This is a genomic window from Microcystis sp. LEGE 00066, from assembly GCF_015207925.1.
Classification (GTDB): domain Bacteria; phylum Cyanobacteriota; class Cyanobacteriia; order Cyanobacteriales; family Microcystaceae; genus Microcystis; species Microcystis ichthyoblabe_A.
Genome location: NZ_JADEVX010000170.1, coordinates 1 through 9,210, shown reverse-complemented (window position 1 = coordinate 9,210; position 9,210 = coordinate 1). Strand labels below are relative to the sequence as shown.

Sequence of the window (9,210 nt, the reverse complement as noted above, 5' to 3'; positions counted from 1 at the left end):
CCCCACACCCCGCCCCGACGACAAACTTTTTCAGCCAACCCTAATTATTCCACCACAAATGCGAGGATTTGGCCTTGGTAACTGCCGAAGCGAATCTGTAAACCGGACTCTAGGGGAACTTCTTGGTTATGTACCTGCTTCCACTGGCCATCTTGGTAGATAAAAGTACCAAAACGGGAGAAATCTTCGAGAAAGTATTGATAGTCTGGATAATCGGCATTTTTACGGCAAATTATCCGACAATGGTTTTTACTAACCCATTTTTCAGTAATCTGTAGATCATTTTCCATGTCCCGTCCTATATTCATGGCACCACCACGGATTGACCATTTTCTTTCGGGACGATCAAGATAGTATAAGAAAGCGGCGGGCATGGTTCCGGAGACATTGGGCATAACCGTCGGTGATTGAGTCTCATCAAGGGTTTGCAGCAATTGCCCGTCGAATTCTGGGTGCATATAGAGAATCGGCAAAGTCCAAGCGGGTTGATTGTACTTGTAGAGGGTTAATAATTGCTGCCTAGCGATACGAACGGCCTGATCGATAGGGACTCTTGGAGCGGGAAACAACTTGGACATCTGCGCTTCTTTGTCTTTGAAACCGAGGAGGCTGCGGGTAAAAACTTCGATAAAACTCAAGGCCTCTCGATCGGCGATCGCATCTCGCATGGCCAAAACTGCGGGAACGCCATGGTGAATCAAGACTTCCGCCAGACTGCTGCGGGGAATCATCTCCTGACCCGATTTAGCGGGATAAGCCCCCCAACAGGCATTAAAAACGGTTAAAATGACTTGATTTCTCACCAAAGCTTGGGCCAACTCCGTCCCGTTTAGCTGTTCCCCTGTCCGCAGAAATAGGGAACCGCCATTGGGGGCGGCGATTCCGTGACCAGCGTAGAAAAAAGCTTTATATTTACCCGTATCCAAGGCCTTGGTCAGTTCTTCGGCCCCCGGTCGAATTAGGGTATCGACTTTGACTTTCACTCCCCAATTCTGGAGAGAACCACTGCCCCCAGGGGAGATAGACCGGATGAGATTGGCGGCCTCGGATTCCAGTGCCTGGTCGGGATTAGTTTCTCCATCGGTATTAATGGCGGTGAGGTTGAGGGAACTAGCGGCGGTTTTAATCTGTTTTTCGCCGATAACTAAGAGAATATTGAGACTATTACTCGGTTTTATCGGTGGTAGTGGTTCCACATCGCTGGTGGTCCGGCTAAAGAGTATATTCGGATGCAGAGATATAGCCTGTTTACCCGCTTGCTGCATAATTTCCCAGGGCAGCAGAATTAAATAGGGATTGCGACATTCCAAGCGAATTCGCAGGGGCTGATTTTTGCCGAGAGCGATTCCCTGACTTTGGGCGAAACTTTGACCAATTGATGCTTGAAATAACCATTGCCAGAGACTAATACCTAGTTTCTGCATTAATCGACCTCCATAACTGCTGCCTTCTCCCGAAAGAGTCAGTTTAGGTCGGGAATTTCCCTCTAATTGCTCTAACATCGGCAAGGGCGGCATTTTTTCCAGACAGAACATTTCCTGCCATGCCATCCATTCCGTGGTTAGACTCTCGGTCCATTCACAGTCATGATGCACATATCCCCCCGGTAGGGGTGCTTTCGTCACCCAACGGGCGAAATTATTACTCGTGGCTAAACTAGAGATGGCTAAATTTAGACTAGGGATGGCATCATCGGTCATTGTGGTTCTTGAGAAGTCTCTAGAATCTTATTCTAGAGGATTTCTGAACAGCAAGGAAGAGTATTAAGTCACCAATAAACAACAAAGTTCAATAATTTTTGTTTGCAAAGTTGCCAAAGGTTCTGCACCCCGCTTGAGACGATATTCTAATTCCAGAAGTATGGGCAAGGTGGCGAGAAGTTGCTTAGAAGAAAAGGATTGTATCTCTTTGCGAATGAAATATAGTCGCTTGGGATTGGCAATTTCGGCGGCGGCGGCGATATTTTTCTCGTCTTTTTCTCCTTCTTCAATTTTTAATTTTACTATTGCCCAAGTGCGAAATTGACCCCCTAGGGTGGCGGTGATAGCCAAGGGGTTCTCGTTACGATTTAATAATTCATTGACTAATTCGAGGGCCTTGCCTGTCTCCCGTTTTAAAATCGCACTAGCTAACTGTAGGCTGCTTTGATTGCTGGCATTGACTAAGCTTAAAATGTCCTTTTTGTCAATAGTTCCCGCCGAATTATTTTTAAATAAACGCAGTTTTTCTAACTCCATCCACAACAAGCGGCTGTTATTTCCCACTGATTCTGCTAAGAGTTCGATCGCATCGGGGGTTAATTTTACCCCCACTTCTTTGGCAATTTCCCTAACTCTTTGGGCAATTTCCTCGACTTTCCAAGGCGGAATTAGTTCAAATTCTTTAACCTCTGCCTGATTTTGGATAAACTTGCTCGATTTTAAGCGGGAGTCGGGTTTTTTGGCACTGGTTAATAACAGATAGGAATTTTCGGATAAATTGGGCAAAGTGCGCTGTAATTCCTTGAAAATATCCTCAGAACATTGTTGACAAATAACCGTATCGGCTAACCAAACTAAACGATTTCCCATGCCGAAAACTGGAGTCATCGCTTGATTGAGGGCCTCGATAATTGCCTCATTGCGATCACCATTAATTTTATCATAATTAAACTGTATCCAATTGGGATCAAGAAGTTTTGCTTGCAGATTTTTCACCGCTTGGTTGATAGCAAATTCATCTTCTCCCCAATAAAATATTGTCGGCATGAGTTTCTAATTATAGCAGTTAAGTAGGTAGGTGTTAAAAGTTGTCAGACACCCCTCTGATCAAGGGGGGACTAAGGGGGAATCGGCACCCCCCTTATTAAGGGGGGCAGGGGGGATCAGAAGCGAAATTTATCTTCAATTTAATTATAACTACTTACTTATCTTGAGGTGTCACTATTACCCATGTTGCCAGATTTTTACAGTTTTGTCAGCACTACCAATAATTAAATATTTACCATCGGCACTAATTACTAAAGATAACAGTTTGTCTGTGGGTTGATCAAGGGTTGCTAATTTTCCTTTGCTTGTTAAAGACCAAAACTTAATCATTTGATCCGAAAGCTTGTTTAATCTGATCAGCACAAGCAGCAGAGGATAAACCCAGAATTTCCTAATATTAACTATGGCTATTCATAAACACAGGTAAAGACTATCTGACTCGATAATTTCCCAAATTAATCAAAAAATAGACTCGATCGACCCCAAATAACGCACAATAAAAAAGGAAATGTCAAAGGAGAATCGCAAATGTTGCCCTATATCCTAGCGGTCGTGGTGGGATTAAGTAGTCTCTACCTCCTCACCACCGCTTTTATCGCCCCCGATCGCCACCGTCAAGATGATTTTCTCTGGAGTGCGGTAGGATTATTCTATGCCCTTGTCCTCTGGTTGTGCGCGGGAAGGATTACAGGCGCTATCCTCCTCGGACAAGCTGCCGCAGCCATATTATTTATTGCTTTCGCTTGGCAAACTCTCAAACTCAGACAAGCACTTTTTTATCCCGACAAACCGGTTAAATTATTTACTATTGTCGGTTGGTTAGGCAATCGTCTGGGGAAAGTTACTCCCTCTCAATCTCCTAAAACTAAAGCTAAACCTGAGAAAGTAGCAGCAAAAGTTAAAGAAAAGGTTAAGGAAACGGTTGATCCCGTTGTCGAAACAGCGGCAGCTATCGGGGAACCTATTACAGAATCAGTGACAGAAATTGAGGAAAAAGCTCAAGAAACGGTTGCCCCCGTTGCCGAAAAAGCCGCAGCTATCGGGGAACCTATTACAGAATCAGTGACAGAAATTGGGGAAAAAGCCGCAGAAATTATTGATGATGATGAAACTTTCGATGATTTCGATGATTTCGATGATTTCGATGATTTTGATGATTTTGATTTGGCAACAGAAGAGATCAACCCTTCTGAAAATCCCCCAGAAATTCCCCCGACTGAACCTGTCACCAATGTTGAAGTCGAAACTATTGCTGTTAGCGAAACAGTGATTATTGAAGTTACCGAGGAAGATTTACCCCCAGAAGAAACTATCGGAGAAGATACTCCCCCAGAAACTCGCTCAAAAAGTGAAGAAAATTCCCCCCCAGAGGAAGATTTGCCCCCAGAAAAAACTATCGGAGAAGATACTCCCCCAGAAACTTGATCGCCAAGGGAAGAAAATCCCCCCTCATCGGATTAAAAGTTAAGATTATTGAGCGGGTAGGTTAGGCAATAATTACCCAAGAAATGGTTCTTCGTTACTTGGTATGGTTCGATAGGGGGGGCATAAATCGACTAAATCCTTATCTGGCAAGAGACTTAATTGATTAGTTCGCTCTAGATCAAAAACAGTTGACAAAAATTGCCAAATGTCTTTCTATATAAGGGTTACATCCCTTATAACCCCCGTCCATTGCATAACACAAACCGAAGAGCCGAGTATCTTTGGTTCTGGCAATATTTCTATTTTATCAGGATTACAAATCGTATCAATAATAAATTCTGGAGAAATATTTAGCCCGTGATTAGCAAGGATGTCGATTTTAAATTTCGCATGATCGCTAAATCGAATCTCTTTCATAATTCATAATTCATAATTCAGGTATCGAGTTCCTGAAAGGCTGATGCTTACGTGATCAAAATCCCTAAATTATCCTTGACAAAAGACCTGAGATTGTTATATCCTACAGGTTGAAACTCTTTTTTTTCTTATTTTGCAACAAGTCTATTCAAATGGTTAGAGGATTTGCTATGGAACCAACAACTGCTATAGCCAGCGTGATCGCCACCTACATTCTGCCTGAAGCTTTTAAGGAGGGGGGAAAGGCACTAGGCAAAGGAGTCTCTCAAGCAGTTTCCCAGTTGATAACTGTGATTCGAGAAAAGTTTCAAGCAGCCGGAAGGGAAGGGACACTAGCAGATTTTGAAGAAGAGCCAACAGAAGAAAACCAATCAGAGTTTGAAACAGTCCTGAAGAAGCTAATGAGTAAAGATGACGCTTTTGCCAAGAATCTTGTGGAGTTAGTAAAACAGAGCGAATTATCAGGTTTAGTTCGCCAGGAAATGCTGACTGACGTTGAAACAGAAAGCTTAGAAGTAGGAAATATGAACCAAAGAACTAAACAGGGAGATTCGATTGAACAAACAATGGCGAAAAATTTAAAAGCCAAAAGCATCAAGATAGGAGATATGACACAACAAATTTAATGGGATCTAAATTCAACCATGATCGATCAATAATTAAAGAGAAGATCAGAAATTTTTAAGGAAAAATGGAGTTAGCTTATATGAATAAAAATTATAACATTTGGGAACTACATTGTACTCCAAAATCAGTCATTCCTTATTCACAAATCAGTGGAGCTAGAACTAATCATGAGAGAGAAGCTCAAGAAATAAGGCAAATGGCAGTCGAAAATCTTCAAGCAGAAAAAATAGAAATTGGAAATATTTCGCAAGCAGTAAATACCTATAATTATCTGGGGAATGAAGATAGTAGGTTTATTCATTTATCTCCAGAAACTCTATGGCAATCATTAGTTGATTTTCCCAAATTATTATTAGATGTTAAGAGGATTATCGGACTGTTATATCAGAATCATGTTTTAGTTTTAGGAAGTGAATTCAATGACAAGTTCTATTTGGCAAGGTATTTAGCCAAAGAAATTTATCATCAAACCAACTTAGATGACGTTAAAGTCTTTTTAATCTATACAATAAGTCCCGAAAATATTAATAATGATTTGAGCAAACTACGAGAATCTGCTCAAACAAACTTTGTTATAGCGACCACTGACTATCCGAAAACAAGGTGGGCTGGGATAGGATTAGATAATTATTGGTGGCAGCCAGAAAGAGAAGATATATATATTCCAGAAAGTTTGGTTAATAGTCTGTATGAGCAATTGAATTTTAACACCAAGCTAATCTTAAATTCAGTTATTAATAAATCACCTTCAAGTGAACTAACAAATATCGAAATAAAAGAATATTTGTTCGTCCAACTTGGCAACCAAAAAATTGTCACGTTTGCTGGCATAAATAACTGTGCGAGGATTTTAAATCAGCTTGACATTAACGAAAAAATAAACCAAGAAAAACTAACAGAAATTTTTGCTTTAGCTAATAATCAACGAGAAAGTCTCAAGAAATGGTACAATACTTACTTGAGTTCGCGGGAACAGTTGTTAGCGATTGGTTTGAGCCTCTTTGATGGTCTGTTTGAAGATCAATTTTTTGCTGCTTTAGAGAAGGTTGTAGAAGATGTTTGGCAAAAAAGAGACGCTTCCTTGCAGGCTCTTGATTATAGTGATTTAATCAACCTAAGCAACTATTTTGAGTTTACTGATTTTATTGTTGAAACTAACCAGCTTGATGGATTTAAATTTGTCCAGACACAAGATATAGAAAATAAGTTGGTACTTCGCCAAATAGCACTAAATCGTCCTAATGAACGTCGGCTACTGTTTGAGGTTGCGTGGGATAGCCATCGCCGCCAAATTCTCACCACTTTGCCAACCCTAGTTAATTTCATCAAAGAGTCAGTTCAATCAAATCTTTCCAACTGGGAATTATCTGGAGGCTCTGTCCGACGTAACCAGCTACACAATGTAATTATTGAGACCATTAGTGATCTTGGCTTGGTTTCAAAGAATACAACAGGTAAAGTTCAAAATGCTTTACTTGAACTGGCCGCTCAGAGAGAAATTGCTATTCAGGATGTGGCAGCTAGAGCAATTAAACGATGGTATCAATATGGAGGTGAGCAAGAGTTATTTAAAACTCTTCAGCAGTTCTACTTCTTGACTATCAATAAGCAAAAAGAATTGATAGACGAAAAGAAACCTCGTACTTCAGAACCAGTTAAAAAGCCACAAAATTTAATGTTTTTTGTTCTTAATTTTGTGGTCAATCTTTTTATCAAATTATTCAAAAAAATTATTCCATATTCAGCCAAGGAGAAATCTGAATTACTTAGGGAATACAGCGATTACATTGGCAATAATAATTTTATTCAATCAATTCAAAACTTAGAGGAATTTATTGCCAAAGATTGTTTATTTACCTCAAAAATTATGCTGGGATTAACTTCAGTATATCGCAGCAATGATTTATGGGAAAACAAGCAGGATTCTGTTGAAGAAGATTGCATAGGCGCGAGTGTTGCTCTTGCCGTGGGTTATGCTGCTAGGGACGATCATCAAACTTCAAGTTGTCTGAGAACTGAATTTTTAGACTGGTTGAAAGAGCTTTCAGAAAGTAGATTTCCTCTCGTTCATGTCTATTTCGGTTATCATACTTTGTTTTACCTGGTTCCCCTATACCTAGAGCAACTCAAAGACTGGCTCAAAGAGGTGACACAGAAACATATAGATGTTTTAAATCACGCGATCGCTCTGAGTTTAGCAAATGCTTATAATGTTTCAGGTAATCGAGCAACGATTCGCCAACTACTCAACGAATGGGAACAAGAATCCAGCCCATCAAGCGAATGGGAAAAGACATTGAGAAAACAAGAGGCATTACAAAAAACAGTTGTCTTAACCTATGGACTTATTGAATATCCGAATAACGATGAACTTACAGTTAACCAAGCTTTGAATCGCTTGGGAAAAATCTTAAATAATCAACCATCATTGCTAGTTCGTGCGGCTGTTATTTCTGCTATTTGTAATCTAGCTTTTCGATATTTCAATATCATTGAATTTGAACTCCAAAATTTAGTAGCTAACTTTAGAGCTAATGAAGCAGAAAAGTTTATTAAAATTTTGACTGACATCTATCTCAAACAACGTGCTAATCTTTCAGGAGGAAATGACGAAATTAAAGTTAACGAACGTTCCTATCAAATTTGGACAGATTCAGAGCGCCCCCTCACAGAGATAGAAAAGGCAATGTATCGCTGGATTCGGAGAATGGAGCCAGAAGTACCTCAAAATCAAGTAAGAGAGCCAGAACATAAAACCGCAGCCCAGAAGGTTGCTTTAGCTGCTTTCACTTCTTTTGCTGTCAATTTAGATCAAGAAGAAGAGCGACTTATTCAAGAATTGAAGGGAGAAACCAACCATGCAGAATCTTGATACTAACCAATCTTCTCGTAGCAGAAATGAATCACGACAAAGGCCTTTATACAAAGCCTTTAACTTATTACCAGAAGCGCGGAAACAGAGAACAGTACGCCAAGACGCACTTAAGTTTGTCCTCCGCAAGTGGAAGAAAAATGAAGAACGGGAAATCCCCATCATTTCCAAGAGACTCCAATTTTGGTTATTCTTGTCAGATTGGTGGTGGCTAATGTCCGCAATTTTCCTCATTTCAGGATTGGCTGCTATTAACTATGCTAATCCTTGGCACAAACAAAGTGAGAAAATAACAGACTGCGTCAAAGAAAATCAGTGTATTGTCCTTCTTCAATCGGCCAGTGTTGATGATTTCTTTTCTCCTGACTTCGACACAGGCGAACTGACAGTAAAATTCACAGCAAACGGAACTTCAGACGATTATTTAGGAATTCGTAATCAAGGAGATGGCGAGGACGAAATTAGGACAAAAGACAATAATGTAAGCTATGGAGGTAAAATTATTGGCAGTTTTGAGGGAGGCAAAGAGACAGAACCTTTACTTGTCAAATTTAATACTAGCGCCACACGAGAAGCGGCACAAGCTTTAGTCCGCAACATTGTCTATCAAAGTGTATCTAGAAATCCCAAAATAGGCTCTCGTCAAGTTGAGTTCAAAATTACTGATGGGGATGGAGGAATTAGCAAACCCTTTACGATTAAAATTCAGGATAAAGACTCAATTCTGAATGTTCCTAGCTCTCAAACAGTTAAAGAGAATGCTAACTTATCTATTAGCGGAATCAGCCTTTTATCTGCTGATAATTTAACCTTGACCATCACCCTAAAAGCTACCAATGGAACCCTCAATATCAAGCCTAATGTCGCTAAAGGATTGACAGCCAAAGACATCAGTAACAACCAAAGTACACAAGTCACTCTCACTGGCACTGTTAAACAAATTAACAGCACATTAGCCGACTCTGGAGGACTCATCTATCGAAGGAATAAAAATTGGCTCTTCGGGAATTGTTATGCAAATAATTAACTTAAAATAAAATTCAATGAGAGTACCTAAGCTCAAAAGTAGCTGAAATTCATACAGGAAAGGACTTAAGGCACAAATAAGTTAATATCAAAAGA

Annotated in this window: 7 protein-coding genes; 4 read left to right on the top strand and 3 right to left on the bottom strand. The window is 40.1% G+C overall.

Features of this window, described 5'->3' with window-relative positions; all coding sequences use genetic code 11:
- Positions 1-44 precede the first annotated feature (44 nt).
- The 3 genes from IQ224_RS18715 to IQ224_RS18705 all read right to left on the bottom strand — a co-directional run bounded on the left by IQ224_RS18715 (position 45) and on the right by IQ224_RS18705 (position 3,077).
- Entirely contained in the window at positions 45-1,700 is a 1,656-nt protein-coding gene (locus tag IQ224_RS18715) for a CHAT domain-containing protein (RefSeq protein WP_002744893.1), read from the bottom strand.
- A 63-nt stretch (positions 1,701-1,763) separates the two neighbouring features.
- Entirely contained in the window at positions 1,764-2,747 is a 984-nt protein-coding gene (gene holA, locus IQ224_RS18710; protein WP_002744892.1) for a DNA polymerase III subunit delta, read from the bottom strand.
- Between the two features lie 177 nt (positions 2,748-2,924).
- Complete coding sequence (locus IQ224_RS18705; protein ID WP_002744891.1) at positions 2,925-3,077, bottom strand: WD40 repeat domain-containing protein; 153 nt, start codon at positions 3,075-3,077, stop codon at positions 2,925-2,927.
- 198 nt (positions 3,078-3,275) lie between these two features.
- Between IQ224_RS18705 and IQ224_RS18700 the strand changes: the two genes are divergently transcribed.
- The 4 genes from IQ224_RS18700 (at position 3,276) to IQ224_RS18680 (ending at position 9,115) form a co-directional block, all read left to right on the top strand.
- A complete protein-coding gene (locus IQ224_RS18700) occupies positions 3,276-4,172 on the top strand; it encodes a Ycf66 family protein (RefSeq protein ID WP_002744889.1) in 897 nt (298 codons plus the stop codon).
- Between the two features lie 587 nt (positions 4,173-4,759).
- Positions 4,760-5,215 (top strand): hypothetical protein, encoded by a 456-nt coding sequence (locus IQ224_RS18690; RefSeq protein WP_002744886.1) that lies wholly within the window; start codon positions 4,760-4,762, stop codon positions 5,213-5,215.
- Positions 5,216-5,295: 80 nt separating this feature from the next.
- Entirely contained in the window at positions 5,296-8,088 is a 2,793-nt protein-coding gene (locus tag IQ224_RS18685) for a hypothetical protein (protein WP_153044881.1), read from the top strand.
- The gene (locus IQ224_RS18680; protein ID WP_194033345.1) at positions 8,075-9,115 is read left to right on the top strand and encodes a hypothetical protein; all 1,041 of its coding nucleotides are present in this window, start codon (positions 8,075-8,077) and stop codon (positions 9,113-9,115) included. Before IQ224_RS18685 ends, IQ224_RS18680 begins: the two co-directional genes overlap by 14 nt.
- Positions 9,116-9,210: the final 95 nt, after the last annotated feature.

What these genes read in the sequence shown, in the direction of transcription:
- holA (WP_002744892.1), bottom strand. Translation starts at nt 2,747, where the DNA reads ATGCCGACAATATTTTATTGGGGAGAAGATGAATTTGCTATCAACCAA.
- IQ224_RS18700 (WP_002744889.1), top strand. Translation starts at nt 3,276, where the DNA reads ATGTTGCCCTATATCCTAGCGGTCGTGGTGGGATTAAGTAGTCTCTAC.
- IQ224_RS18690 (WP_002744886.1), top strand. Translation starts at nt 4,760, where the DNA reads ATGGAACCAACAACTGCTATAGCCAGCGTGATCGCCACCTACATTCTG.
- IQ224_RS18705 (WP_002744891.1), bottom strand. Translation starts at nt 3,077, where the DNA reads ATGATTAAGTTTTGGTCTTTAACAAGCAAAGGAAAATTAGCAACCCTT.
- IQ224_RS18685 (WP_153044881.1), top strand. Translation starts at nt 5,296, where the DNA reads ATGAATAAAAATTATAACATTTGGGAACTACATTGTACTCCAAAATCA.
- IQ224_RS18680 (WP_194033345.1), top strand. Translation starts at nt 8,075, where the DNA reads ATGCAGAATCTTGATACTAACCAATCTTCTCGTAGCAGAAATGAATCA.
- IQ224_RS18715 (WP_002744893.1), bottom strand. Translation starts at nt 1,700, where the DNA reads ATGACCGATGATGCCATCCCTAGTCTAAATTTAGCCATCTCTAGTTTA.